At 66.8% G+C, this 24110-nt stretch carries 21 protein-coding genes and 2 tRNA genes; 12 read left to right on the top strand and 11 right to left on the bottom strand.

Translation table 11 applies throughout. The features are described from left to right. Window positions 1–2: 2 nt before the first annotated feature. From cydB to pgaD, 9 genes are all read left to right on the top strand, one after another. Window positions 3–1154: a cytochrome d ubiquinol oxidase subunit II gene (gene cydB, locus AC10QF_RS11765; protein ID WP_049411665.1), complete on the top strand. Its 1152-nt coding sequence runs from the start codon at window positions 3–5 to the stop codon at window positions 1152–1154. Window positions 1155–1212: 58 nt separating this feature from the next. Next, the gene (gene cydX / locus AC10QF_RS11760) at window positions 1213–1329 is read left to right on the top strand and encodes a cytochrome bd-I oxidase subunit CydX (RefSeq protein ID WP_005410354.1); all 117 of its coding nucleotides are present in this window, start codon (window positions 1213–1215) and stop codon (window positions 1327–1329) included. A gap of 55 nt (window positions 1330–1384) precedes the next feature. After that, window positions 1385–1461: transfer RNA gene (locus AC10QF_RS11755), tRNA-Pro, on the top strand. 140 nt (window positions 1462–1601) lie between these two features. Then, a tRNA-Pro gene (locus tag AC10QF_RS11750) sits at window positions 1602–1678 on the top strand. A gap of 222 nt (window positions 1679–1900) precedes the next feature. After that, the gene (locus tag AC10QF_RS11745) at window positions 1901–3106 is read left to right on the top strand and encodes a CynX/NimT family MFS transporter (protein ID WP_423173086.1); all 1206 of its coding nucleotides are present in this window, start codon (window positions 1901–1903) and stop codon (window positions 3104–3106) included. Between the two features lie 342 nt (window positions 3107–3448). Continuing rightward, window positions 3449–5476, top strand: coding sequence for a poly-beta-1,6 N-acetyl-D-glucosamine export porin PgaA (gene pgaA / locus AC10QF_RS11740; protein WP_494542248.1), 2028 nt, complete (start codon window positions 3449–3451; stop codon window positions 5474–5476). 1 nt (window position 5477) lies between these two features. Beyond that, a complete protein-coding gene (gene pgaB, locus AC10QF_RS11735) occupies window positions 5478–7364 on the top strand; it encodes a poly-beta-1,6-N-acetyl-D-glucosamine N-deacetylase PgaB (RefSeq protein ID WP_494542247.1) in 1887 nt (628 codons plus the stop codon). Window position 7365: 1 nt separating this feature from the next. Then, window positions 7366–8622, top strand: coding sequence for a poly-beta-1,6-N-acetyl-D-glucosamine synthase (pgaC, locus tag AC10QF_RS11730; RefSeq protein ID WP_065186044.1), 1257 nt, complete (start codon window positions 7366–7368; stop codon window positions 8620–8622). Further along, window positions 8619–9089 carry a poly-beta-1,6-N-acetyl-D-glucosamine biosynthesis protein PgaD gene (pgaD, locus tag AC10QF_RS11725; RefSeq protein ID WP_072168388.1) on the top strand — a complete coding sequence of 157 codons (471 nt, stop codon included), beginning with the start codon at window positions 8619–8621 and terminating at the stop codon, window positions 9087–9089. Before pgaC ends, pgaD begins: the two co-directional genes overlap by 4 nt. 79 nt (window positions 9090–9168) lie before the next feature. On the opposite strand, the gene AC10QF_RS11720 is transcribed toward pgaD, so the two are convergent. The 11 genes from AC10QF_RS11720 to AC10QF_RS11670 form a co-directional block, all read right to left on the bottom strand. Next, on the bottom strand, window positions 9169–10440 hold the full coding sequence (locus AC10QF_RS11720) for a glutamate-5-semialdehyde dehydrogenase (RefSeq protein ID WP_494542246.1): 1272 nt from the start codon (window positions 10438–10440) through the stop codon (window positions 9169–9171). Next, on the bottom strand, window positions 10437–11594 hold the full coding sequence (gene proB / locus AC10QF_RS11715; RefSeq protein WP_069139788.1) for a glutamate 5-kinase: 1158 nt from the start codon (window positions 11592–11594) through the stop codon (window positions 10437–10439). The genes AC10QF_RS11720 and proB overlap by 4 nt, the downstream gene beginning before the upstream one ends. Before the next feature lie 11 nt (window positions 11595–11605). After that, complete coding sequence (locus tag AC10QF_RS11710) at window positions 11606–11869, bottom strand: YciI family protein (protein ID WP_069139789.1); 264 nt, start codon at window positions 11867–11869, stop codon at window positions 11606–11608. Next, on the bottom strand, window positions 11869–13164 hold the full coding sequence (gene argH / locus AC10QF_RS11705) for an argininosuccinate lyase (protein ID WP_053499972.1): 1296 nt from the start codon (window positions 13162–13164) through the stop codon (window positions 11869–11871). Before argH ends, AC10QF_RS11710 begins: the two co-directional genes overlap by 1 nt. Before the next feature lie 20 nt (window positions 13165–13184). Further along, window positions 13185–14138 (bottom strand): N-acetyl-gamma-glutamyl-phosphate reductase, encoded by a 954-nt coding sequence (argC, locus tag AC10QF_RS11700; RefSeq protein ID WP_065178253.1) that lies wholly within the window; start codon window positions 14136–14138, stop codon window positions 13185–13187. Further along, window positions 14135–14737 carry a GNAT family N-acetyltransferase gene (locus tag AC10QF_RS11695; protein WP_494542245.1) on the bottom strand — a complete coding sequence of 201 codons (603 nt, stop codon included), beginning with the start codon at window positions 14735–14737 and terminating at the stop codon, window positions 14135–14137. The genes argC and AC10QF_RS11695 overlap by 4 nt, the downstream gene beginning before the upstream one ends. A gap of 3 nt (window positions 14738–14740) precedes the next feature. Continuing rightward, a complete protein-coding gene (locus AC10QF_RS11690) occupies window positions 14741–16069 on the bottom strand; it encodes an acetylglutamate kinase (RefSeq protein WP_061478039.1) in 1329 nt (442 codons plus the stop codon). 77 nt (window positions 16070–16146) lie between these two features. Next, on the bottom strand, window positions 16147–17235 hold the full coding sequence (locus AC10QF_RS11685) for an acetylornithine deacetylase (protein WP_494542244.1): 1089 nt from the start codon (window positions 17233–17235) through the stop codon (window positions 16147–16149). A 152-nt stretch (window positions 17236–17387) separates the two neighbouring features. Next, the gene (locus AC10QF_RS11680; RefSeq protein ID WP_072168394.1) at window positions 17388–18584 is read right to left on the bottom strand and encodes an argininosuccinate synthase; all 1197 of its coding nucleotides are present in this window, start codon (window positions 18582–18584) and stop codon (window positions 17388–17390) included. Between the two features lie 67 nt (window positions 18585–18651). Further along, complete coding sequence (locus AC10QF_RS11675; RefSeq protein WP_072168395.1) at window positions 18652–19662, bottom strand: N-acetylornithine carbamoyltransferase; 1011 nt, start codon at window positions 19660–19662, stop codon at window positions 18652–18654. A 318-nt stretch (window positions 19663–19980) separates the two neighbouring features. Further along, window positions 19981–20544, bottom strand: a complete 564-nt coding sequence (locus AC10QF_RS11670; protein ID WP_111176208.1) for a glycine zipper 2TM domain-containing protein — start codon at window positions 20542–20544, stop codon at window positions 19981–19983. A gap of 188 nt (window positions 20545–20732) precedes the next feature. On the opposite strand from AC10QF_RS11670, the gene cysS reads away from it, so the two are divergent. From cysS to AC10QF_RS11655, 3 genes are read left to right on the top strand one after another with little or no spacing between them, the layout of a single operon-like run. Continuing rightward, on the top strand, window positions 20733–22109 hold the full coding sequence (gene cysS / locus AC10QF_RS11665; RefSeq protein WP_494542243.1) for a cysteine--tRNA ligase: 1377 nt from the start codon (window positions 20733–20735) through the stop codon (window positions 22107–22109). A 54-nt stretch (window positions 22110–22163) separates the two neighbouring features. After that, entirely contained in the window at window positions 22164–22616 is a 453-nt protein-coding gene (locus tag AC10QF_RS11660) for a SufE family protein (RefSeq protein ID WP_494542242.1), read from the top strand. Then, entirely contained in the window at window positions 22613–23860 is a 1248-nt protein-coding gene (locus tag AC10QF_RS11655) for an MFS transporter (protein ID WP_005417718.1), read from the top strand. Before AC10QF_RS11660 ends, AC10QF_RS11655 begins: the two co-directional genes overlap by 4 nt. The last annotated feature ends 250 nt before the right edge of the window (window positions 23861–24110 follow it).

The following is a 24110-nucleotide window of genomic DNA, read 5'->3' as shown; positions in this document are numbered from 1 at the left end:
AGATGGATTTCATTCTTCTGGACTACACCACGCTGCGCGTGATCTGGTGGCTGCTGCTCGGCATCCTGCTGATCGGTTTCGCCGTGATGGATGGTTTCGACCTGGGCGTGGGCACCCTGCTGCCCTTCGTCGCCCGCACTGATGCCGAACGCCGCCGGGTGATCAACACCATCGGCCCGGTCTGGGAAGGCAACCAGGTGTGGCTGATCCTGGGCGGTGGCGCGATCTTCGCCGCCTGGCCGCCGCTGTATGCGGTCAGCTTCTCTGGCTTCTACCTGGCGATGTTCGTGATCCTGTTCGCCCTGATCCTGCGTCCGGTCGGCTTCAAGTTCCGCAGCAAGATGCCCAGCGAACGCTGGCGCAACACCTGGGACTGGGCGCTGTTCATCGGTGGCTTCATTCCCGCACTGATCATGGGCGTGGCCGTGGGCAACGTGCTGTTGGGCGTTCCGTTCCATTTCGATGACAGCATGCGCATCTTCTACACCGGCTCGTTCTTCGGCCTGCTGATGCCCTTCGCGCTGCTGGCCGGCCTGCTCAGCGTGTCGATGCTGGTCGCCCACGGTGCCGCCATGCTGGTGCTGAAGACCGACGGCCCGGTGGCCGAGCGTGCGGCCCGCTTCGGCAGCATCGCGGCAATCATCGCCTTCGTGCTGTTCGCAGTGGGTGGCGCCTGGGTGGCCTTCGGCCTGCCGGGTTACCAGATCACCTCGCAGGTGGTTACCGATGGCGCCACCAATCCGCTGCTGAAGACCGCCGAACTCGGCGCCGCCGGTGGCTGGATGCGCAACTACAGCGCGATGCCGGCCACGATCCTGGCCCCGCTGCTCGGCCTGGCGGGTCTGCTGGCCAGTGCGGTGCTGCTGCGTGCCCGTCGTGGCGGCCTGGCCTTCATCGCCTCCGGTGCGGCCATCGCCGGCATCATCCTGACCGTCGGCTTCGCCATCTTCCCGTTCCTGCTGCCGTCCTCGAGCCAGCCCACCTCCAGCCTGACCGTGTGGGATGCCTCGTCCAGCCACCTGACCCTGTGGATCATGCTGCTGGCCACGGCGGTGTTCCTGCCGATCATCCTCGCCTACACCACCTGGGTGTACCGCGTACTGAAGGGCAAGACCACCACCGAAGAGATGGGCAACAACCCCAACGCGTATTGATTGCTTGCACGTGTGCCGACCAACGGTCGGCACCTACCCGGAATGAAGGAGACTGATCATGTGGTATTTCGCCTGGATTCTCGGTGCCGGCCTCGCCTCGACAGTGGCCATCCTCAACGGCATGTGGTTCGAAGCCCGCGAGCAGAACCGTATCGAGAAAGAAAATCGTCGCTGAGCTGTAAAAAAACCTTGCCGCCTTGGCCTTCACACGGTATCTTAGGCGGCTCCTTCGGGGTGTAGCTCAGTCTGGTAGAGCGCTACGTTCGGGACGTAGAGGTCGCAGGTTCGAATCCTGTCTCCCCGACCACTCACGTGGTCGCATTGAAGCCTGGTGAAGTCATCCAGGCTTTTTTGTTCCCTGAGGTGGCACTGCTTCGGCAGTGTGAAGAAAACAGCATTCACCCCTTGCCGCCATCGGGGTGAATCGCTAGAATAGGCGGCTCCCTTCGGGGTGTAGCTCAGTCTGGTAGAGCGCTACGTTCGGGACGTAGAGGTCGCAGGTTCGAATCCTGTCTCCCCGACCACTTCGGTGGTCACCAAGAAGCCTGGAAGACATCACTGTCCTCCGGGTTTTTTTGTACCCCGCGCCAGGCCGCCCGCATGACGGGACCTTGCCGGAGCGCACACGTACAATGGCCGCGCTGCCGGCCCACCTGCAGCCCCCACCCCCACCTGCCGCTTCGGCGTAGACCGATGCCGGCGCTGCATGCCGTTGCTGCGGCGTGCGACACCTGCAAGGACCATCGATGAGTTCCTCCACTTCCGATTCGCCGTCGCTGCTGCACGGTCGCGTCCTCGCGTTTGCCGCGATCCTGCTGGCAGCAGTCAACCTGCGCACTGCGGTCACCTCGATCACCCCGCTGCTGGACGTGCTCGGCCAGCAGTTCGGCTTCGGCACCACCATGACCGGCGTGCTGGGCATGCTGCCGACCGCCTCGTTCGCGCTGTTCGGCGTGGCCACGCCGGCACTGGCGCGGCGCCTGGGCCTGGAACGCACCACACTGCTGGCGATGGCGATGGCGATGGCCGGCCTGCTGCTGCGCTCCAGCGCCGGCAACGTCGGCACGCTGCTGCTGGGCTCGGTAATCGCGCTGGCCGGCATGGGCATCGGCAACGTGGTGGTGCCGCCGCTGGTGAAGCGTTACTTCGCCAACAAGGTCGGCACCATGAGCACGCTCTACATCAGCGTGCTGCAGCTGGGCACGATGCTGCCGGCGCTACTGGCAGTACCGGTGGCCAACGCTGCTGGCTGGCGCGTGTCGCTGGGCATGTGGGCGCTGCTTGCACTGGCCGCCGCGCTGCCGTGGCTGCTGCTGGCCAGGCGCGCACCGAAGCCGCTGGCCGACGCCGCCGATCCCACCGCGCAGCCGCACGGCAAGGTCTGGCGCACGTCGCTGGGCTGGAGCATGACGCTGATGTTCGGCATGACCTCGCTGATGACCTATTCGATGTTCACCTGGCTGCCGCGCATCGTGGTCGAGGCCGGTGGCACGCCCGCGTTCGGCGGCGTGATGGTGGCCGTGTTCTCGGCACTGGGCCTGCTGCCGTCACTGGTCATTCCGTCGATGGCGGTACGCATGCAGAACCCGTTCCCGCTGGTGCTGATCGGCTTCTTCTCGTTCGTGATCGCCTTCACCGGGCTGCTGCTGGCGCCGATGAAGGCGCCCCTGCTGTGGGCCTGCCTGCTCGGCGTCGGCCCGTCCACCTTCCCGCTGGCGCTGACCCTGATCAACCTGCGCACCCGCACCCCGGCCGGCTCGGCCGCGCTGTCGGGCTTCATGCAGGGCGTGGGCTACAGCTTCAGCTGCCTGGGCCCGTTCCTGGTCGGCTGGCTGCATACCGTCAGCAATGGCTGGACGCTCCCGTTCAGCTTCCTGTTCGGCTGCGCCACCCTGATGCTGTGCGCCTCGTGGGTCGCCTGCAAGCCCCGCAAGCTGGAAGATCTCTGGTAGCCCGGCCGGGGCCGCCAGACGGCCCCGCCTACCGCTCGTCAGACACCGGGCAATCTTGACGCCGAACTGACAATTCCGGGCGGATAGTGCCCACGAATGCCCTTCCTTGCCGCGTGCCGGCATCGGGCATGGGGGCGGCAGCGCCGCCCAGGCCACCACTCGGTGTGCGGGGGACTCTCGTTTCAGACAAGACATTGCAGGTCGCTGTCCGGGTTGTATCCGTCTTCAATCGGCGGGAACGCACGAAGGGAGTGACGCGGGCCACGGCCACGCCAAATACTGGCATGTGATATGCGTCACATTTTCACAGGTTGTCTGGTTCGGAAGCCAAGGGGGCCCCCAATGGTCGTCCACCGCCAGCTGGCGCTCTGCGTCGGCCTCGCATGCACCGCTCTGGCCTGGGCCAGCGGCGCGGCTCCGACCGACCGCGACGCGGCCCTTGCCGAGATCGGCCGCTACCGCGACCAGGCCCGCTGGCTGGATGCGCTCGGCGCAATCGAGCGCGCCAGCCAGCAGCAGCCCAACGACGATCTGCTGTTCAAGCTGCGCGTCCTGACCCTGGGCGACATCGGCAATGCCTGGCGCGCCTGGGAGCTGTACCAGCAGCGGCCGCAGCTGTTCGACAACGCCCAGAAGCAGCGCCTGGAAGGCGACTACCTGGCCAAACTCGTGGTCTGGAGCCTGGCCTACAGCAGCAGCGAGGACAGCCGCCTGGAAGAAGCCGAATCGACCCTGGCGCGCATGCAGCGCTACATCGGCGGCGAAGGCACCCCGCCCTCGCAGGCCCCACTGCGCATCCGCATGGACCGGCTGATCCTGCTCAACCGGCTGGGCCGCCATGCGCAGGTCCGCGAGGAAGCACGAGCCCTGCAGGCCGAAGGCCACACCCTGCCCGACTACGTGCTGCCTGCCGTGGGCGATTCGTTGATGGGCACCCTGCACCCGGAAGAAGCCATTCCGGTACTACAGGCAGCCGTCGCTGGCGATCCGGCGCGCGACGCCTCACATTCGGAACTGGCCTACGCCTACCTGGAAAGCGAGCAGCAGGAAAAAGCGATCGACCTGCTGCAGGCATGGCGCGACAAGGAGCCGGCGTGGCGCTGGAGCAACGGCAAATCACCGTACGCGAACTGGTCACGCTACGAGGCCGATCTCAACCTGGCAATGGTGCGCGCTTACAGCGGCGACCTGGTCACCGCGCAGCACGACCTGGAGTCGATGGTGGACATCGCACCCGGCAACGGAGGCCTGCAGAGTGCGCTGGGCAGCGTCTACATGATGCGCGGCTGGCCACGCAGGGCGCTGCAGCGGCAGCAGATGGCACACGCGCTGGACCCGCGTGACATCGAACCGCGACTGGGCATGGAAGAGGCCTACGTCGCCCTGCAGCGCGACGACCTGGCGCGGCCGCTGCACGATGACCTGGTCGCACGCTATCCCACCCAACCGGCTGTCGAACGCATGGACCAGGCCTGGCGTGCGCATCGCGGCTGGCAGCTGAAGGCATGGACCGACATCGGCCGCAGCTCCGGTGGCGGTGGCACCTCGCCACTGGGCAACAACGATCGCCACTATGGTGTGGAAGTGGAGACACCGATCCTTGATGACCGCTGGCGTTTGTTCGCCCTGGCCGACCGGCGCTCGACCGATTTCCAGGACCAGCGCATCGATCCCCTGTGGCTGGGTGCGGGCGTTCGCTACCGCTTCGGGCAGCTGGATGCGGAGGCGGCCGTCCTGCGCGCCAACGACCACATCGGCGATACCGGCCTGCGGGTCGGCGTCGGCTGGCAGTTCAACGATTACTGGCACGCCGGCCTGGTGGCCGCGCGCAATGATCCAGACGCCTCGATGCAGGCACGCGCGGCCGGCATCACCGCCGACAGCGTGAGCGCACAGGTGGACTACCGGCGCAGCGAGCTCACCCATTGGATGCTCGGTGCCAGCCGCTTCCGCTACGACGACGGCAACCATCGCGAACTGTTCAGCACCAGCATTGAACAGCGCCTGTTGACCCGCCCGCGCTGGCTGCTCGATGGCCTGGCCAGTGCCTATACCAGCCGCAGCAGCCGCGACGACGCGCCCTACTTCAATCCGAAGCGTGACCGCATGGTCGAGATCGGCCTGCGCATCGACCAGCAGCTGTGGCGGCACTACGAACGCCACTTCCGGCACCGGCTGACCGTCTCGCTGGGTGACTACTGGCAGGACGGTTTCGGCAGTGCGCTGGTGCCGACGGTGTCCTACGTGCACGAGTGGCAGCTGGGCCCGGGCCGCGTGCTCGAATACGGCGTGCGCTGGTCGCGGCCGGTCTACGACGGCCACCGCGAGCGTCATATCGGCTTCGAAGCCGCACTGCGCTGGGGAGACTGACATGGCCTGCTTCCTGCGACTGATCGTGCTCCTGCTGCTGGCCGCCATGCCGCCGGCGTTCGCGCAGCAGGCCGCGCATCTCGATGCGATCGACAATGGCCTGCTGATCCTCAGCTACCACGACATCCGCGACCAGGTCGCGGCCAAGGGCGATGCCGATACCTATGCGGTGAGCACGCAGAACTTCGCCGCACACCTGGACTGGCTCGGCGCGCATGGCTACCACCCGGTCTCGCTGTCGCAGGTGATCGATGCCTCGCAGGGGCGGGCCACGCTGCCGCCCAAGCCTGTGCTGCTGACCTTCGATGACGGCCTGCGCAGCGTCTACGACAAGGCCTTCCCATTGCTGCAGGCCTACCGCTACCCGGCACTGGTGGCGGTAATCACCGACTACGTGGACATGGCTCCGGGACGCACCATCGACTACGGGTATCGGCCGTTCGGCCGCGATGACTTCGTCACCTGGGCGCAGCTCAAGCAGATGCACGACAGCGGCCTGATCGAAGTGGCCAGCCACACCGACGACCTGCACCACGGCGTGCTCGCCAATCCACAGGGCAATTCCACGCCCGCCGTGGTCACCCGCATCTACAGCCCGGCCACGCACAGGTACGAGACTGAAACGCAGTATGGGCAGCGCCTGCGCGCCGATCTCTCGCGCAGCGTGCAGCGCATCAAGCAGCACCTGGGCGTGCGCCCGCGCGCCATCGTCTGGCCATACGCCGCCTACAACCAGTTGAGCAACGACATCGCCGAACAGCTGGGCATGCCAGTGTCCTTCGATCTGGAGGGCCGCAGCACGCCGGTAGCCAGCGACCTGCATGGCCTGGCGCGCTTCCTGGTCAGCGACAACCCGACCGTGGAAGGGCTGGCCTACGAGCTGCGCCGCGATGTCGCGCTCGATGGCATCCGTGCCCTGCAGATCGACCTGGATGATGTCTACGACGCTGACCCGGCGCAGCAGGCACGCAACCTCGATGCGCTGGTCGAACGGGTCAAGCGCATCGCGCCGACGCACGTCTACCTGCAGGCGTTCGCCGATCCGGACGGCAACAACACGGCCGATGCGCTGTACTTCCCCAATCGTCACATGCCGATGCGGGCGGACCTGTTCAGCCGCGTCGCCTGGCAACTGAAATCCCGCGCCGGCGTGAAGGTCTACGCATGGCTGCCGGTGCTTGGCTTCGAGCTGCCCGACCCGGCGCAGCGCAAGGCGCTGGCGATCCGCAACGGCGATGCCGACGGCATGTACCGGCTCGACTTCACCAACCCGAAGGCCCGCCAGATCATGCTCGACATCTACGAGGATCTGGCGGTCAATTCCTACTTTGAAGGCCTGCTGTTCCATGACGACGGCTACCTGCGCGACACCGAGCTGCCGGCACTGGCAGCCGGCGGCGATGGCAGTGCGCGCACGCAGGCGCTGATCAGCTTCACCCTGGCGCTGCGCGACAGCGCGCAACGCTGGCGCCCGAAACTGGCCACCGTGCGCAACCTGTACGCTGAGCCGGTACTCCGCCCGCAGAGCGAGGCCTGGTTCGCGCAGCGCCTGGACCTGTTCAACAACGCCTATGACCAGACCGCGCTGATGGCGATGCCGTGGATGGAAGGCAGCAAGCACCCCGAGCGCTGGCTGGACCAGCTGCTGGCCGCAGTACGCGCACACGACCCGCAGCTGCAGCACACCCTGTTCGAGCTGCAGACCGTCGATTGGCGCAACGGGCAACCGATTCCCGCCGAGCGCCTGCGCGCACAGATCCGCCAGTTGCAGGCACAGGGCGTGCACCACTTCGCCTGGTACCCGGACGATTTCATCGCCGACCAGCCCTCCACCCGCGATGCCCGCGCGGCGATGTCCGCCGGCACCTTCCCGTACCCGGAGAAGTGACATGGACATGCATCCGCTGCTGCAGGTCCTGTTCCAGTTCGCTTTCTACTACCCGATGGTGATGGCGTTCTTCTGGATGTCCGGCGGCCTCTACTACTACTACCGGCGCGAACGCCACTCGCGCCCGCGCAACGACCCTCCATTGATGGTCGATCCCCCCTTCGCGAGCCTGCTGGTGCCCTGCCACAACGAGGCAGAGAATCTGGATGACACACTCACTGCGGCGCTGGCCCAGCGTTACCCCGCCGACTACGAAGTGATCGCCATCGATGATGGCAGCAGCGATGACACCGGCGCGCGGCTGGATGTGCTGGCGGCAAGGCACCCGCGGCTGCGCGTATTGCACCTGGATCGTAACCTGGGCAAGGCCAATGCGCTGCGCATGGGCGCACTGGCCGCTCGCTCGGAGTACCTGGTGTGCATCGACGGCGATGCAATGCTGGAGGAACATGCGCTGCACTGGATGATCTGGCACCTGGTCAGCGGCAACCGGGTCGGTGCGGTCACCGGCAACCCGCGCATCCGCAACCGCTCCACCCTGCTCGGACGCCTGCAGGTGGCCGAGTTTTCCTCGATCATCGGCATGATCAAGCGCGCGCAGCGCGTATACGGGCGCATCTTCACCATCTCCGGGGTGATCGCCGGCTTCCGCCGTACCGCCCTGCATCAGGTCGGCTGGTGGTCGGATGACATGGTGACCGAGGACATCGACATCAGCTGGCGCCTGCAGCGCGCGCACTGGGACATCCGCTACGAACCCAATGCGCTGTGCTTCATCCTGATGCCGGAGACCCTCAAGGGCCTGTGGCGGCAGCGCCTGCGCTGGGCCCAGGGCGGCGTGGAGGTGATGCTGCGCCACGCGCGCTCGCTGCTGCACTGGAAAGAGCGGCGCATGTGGGGCGTGCTTCTGGAGTACGTGCTGAGCGTGATCTGGGCCTACACCATGTTGTTCATCGTGCTGCTGTGGGCACTGGGCAAGTTCGTCGAGCTGCCGCCGCAGCTGCATATCGCCAGCCTGCTGCCGCAGTGGCATGGCGTGATCCTGGCGCTGGTCTGCCTGCTGCAGTTCGCCAGCAGCCTGATCATCGACCGGCGTTACGAAACACAGATTGGACGCAACTATTTCTGGGTCATCTGGTACCCGATGGCGTACTGGCTGATCAGCCTTTCCACCACCCTGGTGGCGTTGCCGAAGACACTGCTGCGCCGTCGCAGCAAGCGCGCCACCTGGACCAGCCCTGACCGGGGGATCCGATGAACGCGCAACGCCCGTCCAACCGCTTCGACTCACGGATGATCCGCAAGCCACACCGCCAGCCGCGCTTCCAGCGCACCGCCTGGGGATTCGTCACGCTGGCGTTCTGGGGCTTCTACTTCTACCTGTGGGCGCCCCTGGTGACCCTGTTCTCGTGGTTGGTTGGCGGCCAGCTGGCCTGGCAGCAGCTGTACGAACGGCAAAGCCAGTTCGATCCCTACGTGCTGGTGGCATTGCCGCTGATGCTGTTGTGCGCCAGCGTGCTGCTGATCGGTTGGGCCGAGTACAACCGTGCCCGCTTCCGTGGCCGCGAGCGCCGCCTGCCACGGCCACTGGCCAGCCTCAACGAAGTAGCCGCCGATCTGGGTGCCAGCACCGGCCTGGCCGAACGCCTGATGAGCTGCAAGGCCGCCACGCTGCACATGGATGATCACGCACGCCCGGTCGGCATCCGCCGCGAGGTGGTGTAGCCCGACAGCCCGGTGGATGCCGGCCTTGGTCGGCACCGGGGTCTGCCGCGAAGAACATCCACGCATGGCGTGGATCCACTTATGTGCGCGTCTGCCCTTCGCCACGCACCACGAAACGTTCGACAGTGAGCGCTTCCAGACCCATCGGGCCATAGGCATGCAGGCGCGTGGTGGAAATGCCGATTTCGCTGCCCAGGCCCAGCTGGCCACCATCGGAGAAGCGCGATGAGGCATTGACCATCACCACCGCCGAGCGCAGCGCAGTAACGAAACGCTCGGCATGGTCGGCGTCTGCGGTCGCGATCACTTCGGTGTGGTCGGAGGTATAGCGGCGGATGTGCGCGATGGCCGCATCGAGGTCGTCCACCACGCGCACGGCCAGCACAAGGTCGAGGAACTCGGCGGCGTAGTCCTCCTCGGTCGCCGCCATGCTGCCCGGCAGCAGCGGCTGCGCCTGCGCATCGGCGCGCAGCTGAACGCCACGCTGGCCAAGCGCCTGCGCCACGCGCGGCAGGAAGGAATCGGCTACGTCACGGTGTACCAGCAGTGTCTCCAGAGAATTGCAGGCGGCTGGCCGGCTGCACTTGCCATCCACCAGCAGGTCGATAGCCTTGCCCAGGTCGGCGCTGGCATCCACGAACAGGTGACAGACACCCTTGTAGTGCTTGATCACCGGTACCCGCGCATGCTCGGCAACGAAACGGATCAGGCCTTCGCCACCGCGCGGAATCGCCAGGTCGATCAGCTCATGCAGCTGCAGCAGTTCCAGCATCGCCTCGCGGCGCAGGTCGGTCAGCACGGTCACGGCGGCCGGCGGTACGCCGTTGGCATTCAACGCACCGGCGAGTGCCTGCGCGATCGCGGTGTTGGAGTGAATTGCCTCGGAACCACCGCGCAGGATCACGCCGTTACCCGCCTTCAGGCACAGCGCCGCGGCTTCGGCGGTCACGTTCGGGCGCGCCTCGTAGATCATCGCGATCACGCCCAGCGGCACGCGCACCTTCTGCACGCGGATGCCATTCGGGCGCACGTCATCGCGGGTGACCTCGCCGACAGGATCTGGCAATCCGGCCACTTCGCGCACGGCTTCGGCCATCGCGAACAGGCGCGGCGGGTCCAGTGCCAGACGATCGAGCATGGCGCTGCCCACGCCCTTCTCGCGCGCGGCGGCGAGGTCACGTGCATTGCCGGCCAGGATCAGTCCGGCATTCACCTCCAGTGCCTGCGCCATCGCCAGCAGCAGCGTGCGTCGTGCCGCACTGTCCAGGCCGGCAACGATCTGCGCCGCATCACGGCAGGCACGCGCCTGCGCTTCGATCTCGCTCATCGGTGTGTCCTTCAATCCGGTCATGGCAGCACCAGGTCGTCGCGATGGACGACGCTGCCGCCGTAGTTGTAGCCGAGCACGGCCTGGATGTCGCGCGAATGGTGGCCGGCAATCCGGCGTACGTCGTCGGCAGCATACTGGCTGACGCCACGGGCCACGCAGACTCGGCCCTGCGGCGCGTTCCAGCACACCTGTACCATATCGCCGCGGCGGAACACGCCCTCTGCACCGGTGATGCCACCGGGCAGCAGCGAGGCGCCCTTCTCGCGCATCGCCTGTGCCGCACCGGCATCGATGACGATCACACCCTCGGCCAGCGGTGCATGCCGCAGCCAGTGCTTGCGGGCGGCCTCGCGGCTGCGTGCGGCATGGATTCGGGTGCCGAACAGGCGGTCCTGCGCCAGCGCGCGCACCACGTCACCGCTGCGGCCATTGAACAGATAGGTTTCGATGCCCAGGCGTCCGGCCTTCGCCGCCGCCTCCAGCTTGGTGCGCATGCCGCCGGTACCGGCGCGCGAGCCGGCGCCGCCCGCCATCGCCAGCACCTCGTCACCCAGTTCCGGCACGTCGTGCAACGGCCGCGCATCGGCCACGGTGCGCGGGTCGGCGCTGTACAGGCCATCGATGTCGGTGGCGATGAACAGCGCATCGGCGTCGACCAGCGCCGCCACGGTGGCAGCCAGGTTGTCGTTGTCGCCGAGCTTGAGCTCATCCACCGACACGGTGTCGTTCTCGTTGACCACCGGCAACGCGCCCAGGCGCAATAGTTCACTCAACGTGGCGCGTGCATTGAGGTAGCGGCGGCGGTTGCGCAGGTCGTCATGGGTCAGCAGCACCTGCGCCACCGGGCGCTCGAAGAAGCGCTGCCAGAGCCCGATCAGCTGGGCCTGGCCAAGCGCCGCCAGGGCCTGCCGCGCCGCCATCGCTGCGCCCGGTTCATCGGCGCGCGGCAGGATCGCGCGCCCGGCAGCGACCGCGCCGGAGGAGACGATCACCACCTCGCGCCCGGCCAGGAGATTGGCCGAGACGAACTGGGCCAGGCCCAGCGCGTGGCGTGGCGACAGGCCGCCGCCATCGGCTGCCAGCAGGCTGCTGCCGACCTTGAGCACCGCACGCCGCCACGGCGGCAGCGCCTGTTCGGGGAACGGCGAGGCGACATGGGCCGCGTGCTGGATCATCGGTCAGGCTCTCAGCGGGTGTTCCATTCGTGCACGGTCAGGTCGGAGGCCTGCATCGTCACCAGTGGATCGGTGGCGACGATGGCCCGCGCCTGCGCCAGGCTGTCCACGTTGCACAGCACGTAGGCGCCACCGCTGCCATCGGCGAAGCCACCGGTCAGCTGCAGCTTGCCCTGCGCCCGCAACGCATCGAGGAAATCGCGGTGCGGCTGCACCGCTGCATCGTTGAAGTCCGGCCGGCGCATCGCCAGGACCAGGTAGACAGTGCCCGCCATCAGGACAGCGCCTGCCAGCGCGCGCGCAGTTCGTCCAGGCGCAGGTCAGCGGCCGCGCCCGGCGATACACGCGCGGCCAGGCTGCCTTCCGGCGTGCGTCCCTGCCCTGCACTGTCGGCACCGGCCGCAGCGGCCTTGTAGGCCTCGCGGAACGGTACGCCAGCCACGGCCGCCTCCACGGCGACGTCGGTGGCATACATGCCCGAATCAATCGCCGCGCGCAGCCTGTCCTCACGCCATTCCAGATTGGCCAGCAGCGCCGGCAGCAGTTCCAGCGCGGCCAGGCCACGGCCGAAGCCGTGGAAGATGGCACCCTTGGACGACTGCAGGTCGCGATGGTAGCCAGACGGCAGCGACAGCAGCTGCTCGATCTCGGTGCGCGCAGCGGCGACGCTGGCGTGGGTGGCGCGCATCAGCTCGATCACATCCGGATTGCGCTTGTTGGGCATGATCGAACTGCCGGTGGTGTACTGCGCCGGCAGCGCGACGAAGCCGAACTCGGCGCTGGTGAACAGTGACAGGTCCCACGCAATGCGGCGCAGGTCCAGCGTGGCGCCACCGAGCGCTTCCAGTGCAGCCAGCTCGAACTTGCCACGCGACAGCTGCGCGTAGATCGGCGATATCTGCATGCGCGCGAAGCCCAGCGCGGCGGTGGTGTGCTTGCGGTCCAGCGGCAGGTTCACGCCGTAGCCGGCAGCGGTGCCGAGCGGATTGGCATCGACCAGTGCATGGGTGTCACGGGCGCGGATGGCGTTGTCGATGAAGGCCTCGGCCCAGCCCGCCCACCACATTCCGGCCGAGGACACCACGGCACGCTGGATGTGGGTGTAGCCGGGAATCGGCAGATCCTTCTCAGCCTGCGCGCGGTCCAGCGCGACCTTGGCCACGTCGGCGCTGAGCTGGGCCACGCGCAGCAGCTTCTCCTTCAGCCACAGGCGCGTGGCGACCAGGATCTGGTCATTGCGGCTGCGGCCGGTGTGGATCTTGCGACCCGCATCACCAAGGCGTTCGGTCAGGCGCGCTTCGATCGCCGAGTGGCCATCCTCGTACTGCGTATCCAGCACGAAGCGGCCTTCGCGGAAGTCCTGCGCCAGGATCTCCAGTTCGCGCAGAAGTCCGGCAAGCTCATCGGCACTGAGGATGCCGATGTGCTGCAGGCCCTGCGCATGCGCGGCGCTGGCAGCGATGTCATGCAGGAAGAACTCGCGGTCGAGGATCACGTCGTCGCCGGCGAGGAAGGTCTGGATCTGGGCGTCGACGGCGACGCCGGGCTTCTGCCAAAGAAGGTCTGCCATGGGGGCTCCGGAAGGCGTGTTCAGTGCGGGATCGACGTCAGTTCGTCGATGCCCAGCGCGAGGTTGAGGTTCTGCATGGCCTGGGTGGCCGCGCCCTTCAGCAGGTTGTCCAGCGTCGCCACCACCACCACCCGCTTGCCGCCCGGCGCGAGCGTGAAGCCACCGACCTGGGCACCGTGGCGGCCGGCGATGCGGCTGACCCACGGCGCTTCGTCCAGCACTTCGATCAAGGGTTCACCGGCATAGGCCTGCTGGAAGCGCTCGACGATCTGCTCACGGGTCTGCACGCGGTTCAGCCACAGGTTGGCGGTCAGCGTGATGCCACGGAAGTGCGGCGCGACGTGTGGCATGAACTCGACGGCCACGCCCAGCTGCACGGACACTTCGCGCTCGTGCACATGGTTGGTCAGCGCATACGGCATCAGGTTGTCGGCCAGCAGTTCGACGTTGTTCTTGTCCGACGGCGTAGTGCCGGCACCGGAGTAGCCGGACACACCGAAGCACTGCGGCGGGCCGGCCAGCAGGTCCAGCAGCGGATGCACCGCCAGCTGCATCGCCGTGGCATAGCAGCCCGGGTTGCTGATGTGCTTCTGGCCGTTGTACCGGCCGCGGGTCAGCTCCGGCAGGCCGTAGTACCAGCTGTTGTCGAAGCGGTAGTCGGCCGACAGGTCGACGATGACGGTGTCCGGCTTCGCGGTTTCAAGCGCGGCCACGAACGGCGCGGCCAGGCCGTTGGGCAGGGCCAGGATCACCGCGTCCACGCCCTTGGCCGCCACCGCATCGGCGTCCAGGTTTTCGTACTGCAGCTCGCCCTGGAATTCCGGGTGGTGGTCGGACAGGCGCTGCCCGGCGCGCTCGCGCGAAGAGACGAAGGCCAGTTTCAGGCGCGGATGCGCGGCCACCAGCTTGATCAGCTCGGCGCCGGTATGGCCGCGGGCACCGACGATGCCCAAGGTAAAAGTCGAATCGTTCATGCGTGACTGTCCAGGCGGTACTGCAGGTGGCGCTTCACGCCCTGCCATTCCGCATCGATGATGGAGAAGATGACGGTGTCGCGCGGCGTGCCGTCGGCGTGCCGCTTGTGGTTGCGCAGCACGCCATCCTGCTTGGCGCCCAGGCGGGCGATGGCGGTGCGCGAGGTGACGTTGAACCAACTGGTTTCCAGCACCACGCTGATGCAGCCCATGGCCTCGAAGGCGTGCTGCAGCAGCAACAGCTTGGCTTCGGTGTTGGCGCCGGTGCGCTGCACGCGCGGCGTGTACCAGGTGTAGCCGAGGCTGAGCTTGGGCACGCTGGCATCCATGTCGTAGAAGCGCGTGCTGCCGATGATGTCACCCGCCGCATCGTAGATCACGAACGGCAGCACCTTGCCTTCGGCGTGCGCCTGCAGCGCGGCCTGCACATAGTGCTCGACCTGCTGCGGTGACGGCACCTGGGTGTACCAGAGCTGGTCCAGGCCGCTGCCTTCGAGTGCAGCGCGCAGGCCCGGGACATGCTCAAGCTGAAGCGGCTGCAGCGCCACGTGCTGGCCGTGCAGGGTAGGCACCGTGTTCCACACGTCAGGAGGACTCATCGCTCACCCCAGCAGGCTCGGCGCGCGCTGGGCGCAGTGGTCGACATAGGTCTTGATGCGGTCGATGCCATCGGCACCGAACCAGAACACTTTCCAATGGTCCTGCTTGTAGCAGCCATCGGACTCGGCGTAGTAGAAGTGGTTGATCGGGTTGCCGTGGCGCGAGCGCCAGAACAGCTGCGGGGTCTCCTCCAGCATCACGTTCCAGACCGCGCGGCCCAGGCCTTCACCCTGCGCGTCGTCGAGCACGGCGAACTTGTCCAGGTACACGCCCTCTGCCTCGTCGGTGAGGATCACCGCAGTGCGGTAGTTCTCGCTGACATAGGCACGCAGCAGCCTGGTCTTTTCGAAGTAGTCCGGCACCAGGGTGCGGCCGAAGCTGGATTCGATCAGGCCCTTCAGCCGCGGCAGGTCGAGCTCGCTCCAGGCGGTGGCGCGCAGTACTTTCTCACCCTTGCGCACCAGCGTGCCCGAGCCCTTGTGGGTGAACAGTTCCTTGGCCAGGTCGGCCGGGCGAGTGATCGACACCGACGATTCCAGCGGCAGGCGGTCGAGCAGGTCCTTGATCTGTTCGATCTTCACCTTCATGCCACCGTGGATCCACGGCTGCGCGATCAGGTGGTCGTATTCGGTGGACAGGTTGATCGAATCGATCACGTTGCCCGCCTCGTCCAGCAGGCCACCGGTGCCGGTCAGGAAGATGATCTTGTACGGCTGCAGTTCCTGCACCAGCTCGTTGGCGGCAAAGTCGGCGTTGACGTTGAGGATCTGGCCACCGGCGGTTTCACCCAGGCTGGTGATGACCGGGATCGAGCCGGCACGCAGGCTGGCCTCGATCGGTGCCAGGTTGACCTTCTTCACCTCGCCGACCAGGCCGTAGGTGTCCACGTCCAGGTACTCGGCCTCGAACACGCCACCGGTGATCGAGGTGGCACGTGCGCCGTTCTGCTGCAGCGCCTCGACCAGGCGCAGGTTGGACTGCTGGAACACCCGGCGCACGATCGCCAATGCTTCCGGCGAAGTCACGCGCAGGCCGTTCACGGTCTGCTTCTCGATGCCGGCGGCCGACAGCTCGGCATCCAGCTGCGGGCCGGCGCCGTGCAGCACGATCGGGGTCAGACCGACCTCCTGCAGGAACGACAGTGAGGAGGTCAGTGCGTCGAGGTCGTCGCGCAGCACCGCGCCGCCGACCTTGACCACGGCGAAGCGCTTGGCATCCAGCTGCGAAAAGCGCTTGAGGTACTGGCTGATCTCCTTCGCGCTGGCCATGCTGGAAAGCAGGCGCACGATGGTCTGGCGGGTCTGGCGGTGGGGCTGGAGGGCAGGAGACATTTCGGTTTCGTCACAGGCGGCGGTCGCCGCGTTGCAGTTCCGCCATGCCCGGGGGCATGGCGGCGTTGTGGGGTCGATCAGGCGCCGGCGGTGATGATCCGATGCACGGCGTCGGTGTAGCGCTGCAGCTGGTCCAGCGTCACGAACTCATCGGCGGTGTGTGCCTGGGCGATGTCACCCGGGCCGAATACCAGTGTGGTATAGCCAGCGGCCGAGAACAGCGACGCCTCGGTCCAGAAATCCACGGCATTGCCGATCGGCAGCTCCAGCGCATCGGCCACGTCGCGCGCCAGCAGGCGGCGGTTCTCGGCCTCGGCGATGTCACCGGCGGGCAGGCTGGGACCACGGAACGTCTCGGTGAACACGGCGGCTTCCGGCTCGGCGAAACCGGCGAAGGTCGCCAGCAGGCCATCGATGTCCATCGACGGCAGCGGGCGGAACCCGAAGCGCACCTCAGCAGCCGGTGCGATCATGTTGGCCTTGATACCGCCTTCGACGCGACCGATGTTGAAGCGCAGGCCGGTCAGTCCACCGAAGCGCGCCGAGGCCAGCGATTCCACATGATCCAGCGCGCGATTGCCCCAGCGCATGGCCTGGTGCAATGCGCTGGCAGTCGCATCCTGCTTGCCCGACGCATGGCCGGCACGGCCGGCGAACTGCATCAGCACCGAGCTGATGCCACGATGCGCCAGCACCGCTTCGCTCATGGTCGGTTCGGCCACGAGTACGGCTTCATACGGCAGGCCACGCGCCAGGAACGCGGCGATGCAGCGCGGGTCGTTGGCTTCTTCGTCGCTGGAGAACAGGAAGGCGGCATCGCCATCACTGGCGTTGGCCGCCGCCACCAGCGCAGCGGCGGCGCCCTTGATGTCACACACGCCCAGGCCGACCACACGGTCGTCCAGGCGGCGCATCACATGCGGATCGGCACTCCAGTGCGGCGAGTCCGGTACGGTATCCAGGTGCACGTTGAACAGGTACTTCGGCGTCCCACGCACGGCGTACAGGCTGACCGCACCCGCGCCATGGTCGATCACCTCGACGTTGAAGCCGGGCAGGTTCGCGCGCAGGTAATCGAAGATGCCACCGGTGGTGATCGCACGCGGCGGGTTGCGGGTGTCGAAGGACACCAGGGCCTGCAGGTGATCGAGCGTCTGTTCAAGCATGTGTCTGAATATCCGTAGGGTTCGAAATCGGTAGTGCCGGCCGCTGGCCGGCTCCGCAATGATCCAGCCGTGCCACGAGCCGGCCAGCGGCCGGCACTACCTTCCATCGACGCTGCGAGGCGCCGGCCAGCGGCCGGCGCCCCCGTCACAGGTCAACCGCGATTGACCTGCGCATAGACAGTCGAACTCATGCCGAACAGCTTGATGAAGCCTTCAGCCTCTTCCACGCCCCAGTCGGCCGACTGTGCGTAGGTGGCACCCTTGGTGTTGAGCAGGTGCGGCGACTTCACCGCCACCGCGTCGACGCGGCCACCGCGGGTTTCCAGCACCACTTCGCCGTTGACCTTGGCCTGCGAGGACTTCAGGAAGGCTTCGATGTCGGTCTTCAGCGGGTCGTGGTAGAAGCCTTCGTACACCAGCTCCACCCACTTGCGTGCCACGTCCGGCTTGAAGCGGTTCTGCTGCTTGGTCAGTACGGCATCTTCCAGCGCGCGGTGCGCGGCCAGCAGCGAGACCAGGCCCGGGGCCTCGAACACGATGCGACCCTTCAGGCCGATCACGGTATCGCCGGTGTAGACGCCGCGGCCAACACCGTACGGGGCAAACAGCTTGTTGAGCTGGGCCAGGATCTGGTCGCCCGGCAGCGCCTTGCCGTTCAGTTCAACCGCTTCGCCTTCGACGAACTTCAGGGTGACGGTCAGCGCTTGTTCCGGCCACTCGCTGCGCGGCGAGCACCAGCCACGCGCACCTTCGCCCGGGGCTTCCCAACGGTCGATCTCGCCGCCGGACATGGTCACGCCCAGCAGGTTCTCGTTGATGGTGTAGGCCTGCTGCTTGGCGCGCACGCCGAAGCCGCGCTCTTCCAGGTACTTCTGCTCGTAGGCGCGGGTCTGGGTGTGTTCCTTCTGGATCTCGCGGATCGGCGCGATGATCTGGTAGTCACCCAGCGCCTTCACGGCCAGGTCGAAGCGGACCTGGTCATTGCCCATGCCGGTGCAGCCGTGGGCGATGATGTGGGTACCCAGCTCGGCAGCACGCTTCAGCGCGGCATCGACGATCAGGTAGCGGTCCGAGACCAGCAGCGGGTACTGGCCCTGGTAGCCTTCGCCGGCCCACACGAACGGCTTGACGAAGCCTTCCCAGATGGCCGGGCCACCATTGACGGTGACATGGCTGGTCACGCCCAGCTCGGCGGCACGCTTCTCGATGAAATCGCGCTCTTCATCATCCACGCCGCCGGTGTCGGCGAACACGGTGTGCACGTTGTAGCCACGCTCCTGCAGGTACGGCACGCAGAAGCTGGTATCCAGGCCGCCGGAGAAGGCGAGAACGACGTCTTTGTTGCTCATGGGGATCAGGTCCACTTGGGGGATGGGAATTCGGTAGAGCCGACCGCTGGTCGGCTGAAGTGTTGGATCAGCGCCCGGCAACGGCGGCCATGATCGCCTTCTGCACGTGCAGGCGGTTCTCGGCTTCGTTGATGGCGATGCACTGCGGCGAATCCATCACCGCATCGGTGGCTTTCACGTTGCGGCGCAGCGGCAGGCAGTGGCTGAACACCCCGTTGTTGGTCAGCGCCATCTTCCGCTCGTCCACGATGAAGTGCTTGAACTGGTCGCGGATCGGCTTTTCCGGTTCCCAGTTGCCGAAGAACGGCAGCGCACCCCAGCTCTTGGCGTAGACCACGTCGGCGCCGGCGTAGGCGCTGTCGATGTCATGGCTGATCTTCAGCGAACCACCGCTCTCGGCCACGTTCTGCTCGGCCCAGCCCATGTAGCGCTCGTCGAGGATGTAGTCGGCGGTCGGGCACAGCAGGGTCACGTCCATGCCCATGCGGGTGGCGATGGTCAGCGCCGAGTTGGCCACGGCGGTGTTCAGCGGCTTGGGGTGGTAGGTCCAGGTCAACACGTACTTCTTGCCGCGCAGGTCCTGGGTACCGAAGTGCTCCTGCAGCGCCATGATGTGGGCCAGCTCCTGGCACGGATGGGTGATGGTCTCCATGTTGATGACCGGCACCGGCGAGTACTTGGCGAAGCTGTTGAGGACGATGTCCTGGCGGTCGTAGGCCCAGTCGACGAACTTGGGGAACGCACGCACCGCGATGATGTCGCAGTAACGGCCCAGCACCTTGGCCACTTCAGCGATGTGCTCTTCGGTATCGCCGTCCATCACCGTGCCGAGGTTGAACTCGATCGGCCACGCATCCTTGCCCGGCTGCAGCACCACCGCGTGGGCACCGAGCTGGAATGCGCCCAGTTCGAAGCTGGTGCGGGTACGCATGGAAGGGTTGAAGAACACCAGCGCGATCGACTTGCCCTTGAGCTGGTCGCCGAGCTTGTTGCGCTTGAACAGCGCGGCCTGGGTCAGCAGCGCGTCGAGATCGCTGCGGCTCCAGTCCTGGGTGTTCAGGAAGTGCTTGGGGGACATCATCTTTCCTTGCGTGGCGGCGCCGGGTTCGACGCGGTGGAAGGGAAAAAAGGAAGCAAAGGTGAAACGAAAAGGTTGCAGTTGCAGCTTTCAGAACGCGGAAACGAAAAAACCCAGCCGGCGGGCTGGGTTTTCTTCGGACGAACAGCAAAAAGCTCCGGTTACCCAGCGAGAATGTGGGGTTCCGGTCGACGCGCACGCGAGGTCATGCCCGACGCCTGTCGGGCTGCGCTGCTGTCGTGCTGGAAGTCGGTGAGCTTCATGGCCGAATATCTTTGCATGCGGCCGTGACCGGCGCAAGGGGCCGGGGTCGCAGAATCAGGGATTGCCGGCGGCGCCCTGCTCCGGACCGACCCAGGGGGTGATCGACACCCGGATCTTGAGCCGGTTGCCCGGGTCTTCCGGCAGCCGCGACCGATACTTGGTGCCCTTGTAGACGTAGTCCACGTCGTAGGCGATGGGCCGGCGGAATTCACGCCCCACCGGCACGATGCGGCAGTCGCGGGTCAGCATCGGGCCATTGTTGGCAGGCGCTGGGGCCGGCGTTTCGGGGCCGGCCTCTTCGGAGGGCTCCTCGTCGCTGCGCTTGAACATCGAGCGCACCGAATCCCAGAAGCGGCTGATCCGGCCCTTGTCCTCGACCGGCTCCTCGCCGGTCACGTTCACCGGGGCCAGGGTCCGTGTCGACACCGGCTCGCAGTGCTCTTCGGTGCGGGTCGCACGCAGGGTCTGGAACACGGGTTCGACGTTCAGCACCTGCGCGTAGTCGAACTTCACGTTCTCCACGATCACCACCCGGTTGCGGGGCTCGGCCTCCTGGGCCAGCACCACGGCGGGCAGCGCCGACAGGCAGGCCAGGGTCAGCAACGCGGTGGATTTCATTGGCGACGGGAGCAAGGACACGGCAATAGTGTAGGCAGTGGCGAGCGCAAGGGGCTGAACATTACCCGTCCACGCTGCTCCTGCCCACCCCACCCTGGATGGACCCGGCGTCCACCGGTGGCAGCCAGTGCCCCCAAAGGGGGCCGACACGTTCTAAAATCACAGGCTTGTCCCCCAGCCACAGCCCCATGACCCTGCGCCTGCACAACAACCTGACTCGCCAGCTCGAACCGTTCACTCCGCTCGACCCGGCCTGTCCGACCCTGTATGTGTGCGGCCCCACGGTCTACAACTACGTGCACATCGGCAACGCCCGTGGCCCGGTGGTGTTCGGGGTGCTGGCCGATCTGCTGCGGCGCCGTTTCGGCGCGCTGCGCTACGCCCGCAACATCACCGACGTGGACGACAAGATCAACACCGCCGCGCGCGAGCAGGGCGTGCCGATCAGCACCATCACCGGCAAGTTCGCCGCCGCCTACCGTGAAGACATGGCCGCGCTGGGCGTGGTACCGCCGGACATCGAACCGGAGGTGACCGCGCACATTCCGCAGATCATCACCATGATCGAGCAGCTGATCGCCAATGGTCATGCCTACGCCGCCGAGGGTCACGTACTGTTCGCGGTGGCCAGCTTCAACGGCTACGGCAAGCTCTCGCGCCGTGACCCGGAAGAAATGCTGGCCGGTGCCCGCGTCGACGTGGCCCCGTACAAGCGCGACCCGGGTGATTTCGTGCTGTGGAAGCCGTCCAGCGACGACCTGCCCGGCTGGGCGTCGCCCTGGGGCCGTGGCCGCCCGGGCTGGCACATCGAGTGCTCGGCGATGGCCGCGGCTCACCTGGGTGAGACCATCGACATCCATGCCGGCGGCGTCGACCTGCAGTTCCCGCACCACGAGAACGAGCTTGCGCAGAGCGAATGCGCCCACGGCGGCAAGATCTTCGCCCGCTTCTGGCTGCACAACGGCATGCTCAACTTCGGCGGCGCCAAGATGAGCAAGTCGCTGGGCAACATCGAGCGCGTGCATGATCTGGTGCGCCAGCATCCGCCGGAAGCGCTGCGCCTGGCCCTGCTGTCGGCCCACTACCGGCAGCCGCTGGACTGGTCCGATGCGCTGATCGAACAATCGGTGCGCACCCTGGACCGCCTGTACGGCACCCTGCGCGAACTGGCGTCGATCGAGGCCACGGCAGTGATTCCGGCCACGGTCGAGGCCACCCTGGACGACGATCTCAACACCCCACAGGCGCTGGCCGAAGTGGCCCGCATCGCCGCCGATGCGCGTCGTGCCACCGACCCGGCCGAGCAGGCACGCCTGAAGGGCGAGCTGCTCGGTGCGGGCCTGGTGCTGGGCCTGCTGCAGGCCGACCCGGCGCAGTGGTTCGGCACCGCAGCGGGCGACGAGGACGACGATGCCCGCGTCCAGGGCCTGATCGACGAGCGCACCGCGGCCAAGAAGGCACGCGATTTCGCCCGTGCCGACGCCATCCGCGACCAGCTGGCCGCCGAAGGCATCGTGCTGGATGACACCCCGCAGGGCGTTCGCTGGTCGCGCAAGCGCAGCTGACCTGCCCTGCCCCGTGGCCGGTCCGCCGGTCACGCCCCCACCGTAGAGACTGTTGTGACCGACTCCCCGTTCCCGATTGAACCCACCGCCGCCGAGGCCCAGACCGCCATCGCCGAGGAATTCGGCTTCTTCGGCGACTGGTCCGAGCGCTACCAGTACCTGATCGACCTCGGCCGCAAGCTGCCGGTCTTCCCGGAAGAATGGAAGACCGAAGAGCATCGCCTGCTCGGCTGCCAGTCGATGGTCTGGATCGTGCCGGAAGGCAACGCGCAGTCGCTGCGCTTCCATGCCATCAGCGATTCGGCGATTGTCTCCGGCCTGATCTTCCTGGCGCTGCGCGTGTACTCCGGGCGCTCGGCGCAGGAGATCCTGGCCACCGAACCGAGCTACATCCAGGACATCGGCCTGGCCCGCCACCTCTCGCCCACCCGCAGCAACGGCGTGGCGGCGATGCTGGCGTTCATCCGTGAGACGGCGCAGGCGCAGCTGCAGCGCGACCCGTCGTGAGCGAGCCCGCCACGGCCGAAGACAGTGCACTGGGCCTGCTGTCCCGGCCCGGTTTCGCCAGGCTGCTGGCCTACCGCATCTTTGCGATGCTGTCCTACCAGGTGGTCGCGGTCACTGTCGGCTGGCACATCTACGAAGTCACCCGCAATCCGTTCTCGCTGGGCCTGATCGGCCTGGCCGAGGTCGTGCCGTTCTTCTGCGTGGCTCCGTTCGCCGGTTACCTGGTGGATCACCTGCCGCGCCGTCGGCTGGGCATGGTCGCCTGTTGCGGGCTGATCGCCACTGCACTGGTATTGACCAGCGTGGCCATGGGCTGGTTGCCGATTGACGGCGTGTGGCCGATCTACGCGGCCATCGCGCTGACCGGCATGGTCCGCGCCTTCCTGTCGCCGATCTACAACGCCTTGTTCGCCCGCGTGCTGGCCCGTGACCAGTTCGCGCGTGGCGCCGGCCTGGGCGCGGTGGTGTTCCAGGCCGGCATGATCGCCGGCCCGGCACTGGGTGGCGTGCTGGTCGGCTTCGGTGGCAAAGGCCTGTCCTACGCAGTGGCCACCGCTTTTGCGCTGGTGGCGATGGCCTGCCTGGCCACGCTGAAGGTGGAAGAACCGGTGCATACCGGTCCGGCCGCCCCGATCTTCAAGAGCATCGCTGAAGGCGCGCGCTTCGTGGTCGGCAACCGGATCATGGTCGGCGCGATGGCGCTGGACATGTTCTCGGTGCTGCTGGGCGGCGTGGTGGCGATGCTGCCGGCGTTCCTGCACGAGATCCTGCACCACGGCCCGGAAGGACTGGGCATCCTGCGCGCGATGCCGGCGCTGGGCTCGGTGTGCGTGGGCCTGTGGCTGGCGCGCCACCCGCTGCACCGCAATGCCGGCCGCGTGCTGTTGTTCGCGGTGGCCGGCTTCGGCCTGTGCGTGATCAGCTTCGGGTTGTCGCAGCACTTCTGGCTGTCGGCGCTGATCCTGCTGTTCTACGGCGCGTTCGATGGTGTCTCGGTGGTGATCCGCTCGACCATCCTGCAGTTGGCTACGCCGGAAGAGATGCGCGGTCGCGTATCGTCGATCAACGGCATCTTCATCAGTTCGTCCAACGAGCTGGGCGCGTTCTATGCCGGCACGATGGCGAAGCTGCTCGGCCTGGTGCCGGCGGTGGTGCTGGGTGGATTCGCGGTGCTGAGCGTGGCCGGGATCACCGCGTGGAAGAACCCAACGCTGCGGAAACTGAATCTTCGCGACCTGCAGTGACGCTGCTAACAGCGGATTCGGCGGCGCCGGGTGTTTGGCTGGGGCCGTTGCTCTCCCTTGATGATTGGGCTTGTCACTTTCTTTTCGCGAAAAGAAAGTAACCAAAGAAACGCTCCGCCATCCGCGAGCCGGCGCTGCGCGCCGGTGCCCTGTGCTCCTCGGTGAATCAGGGGACGGCGCCGAACTCGCTGCGCTCAAACAGCGGCGCCTCTTCGCCCCTGATTCCCCTGCGGTGCTCGGCTCGCTACAA

The organism is Stenotrophomonas maltophilia complex sp. Om-AH-Sm3, from assembly GCF_059337855.1.
Note: the sequence above shows the minus strand (reverse complement) of the source record. Positions and strands in the feature narration are given on the sequence as shown.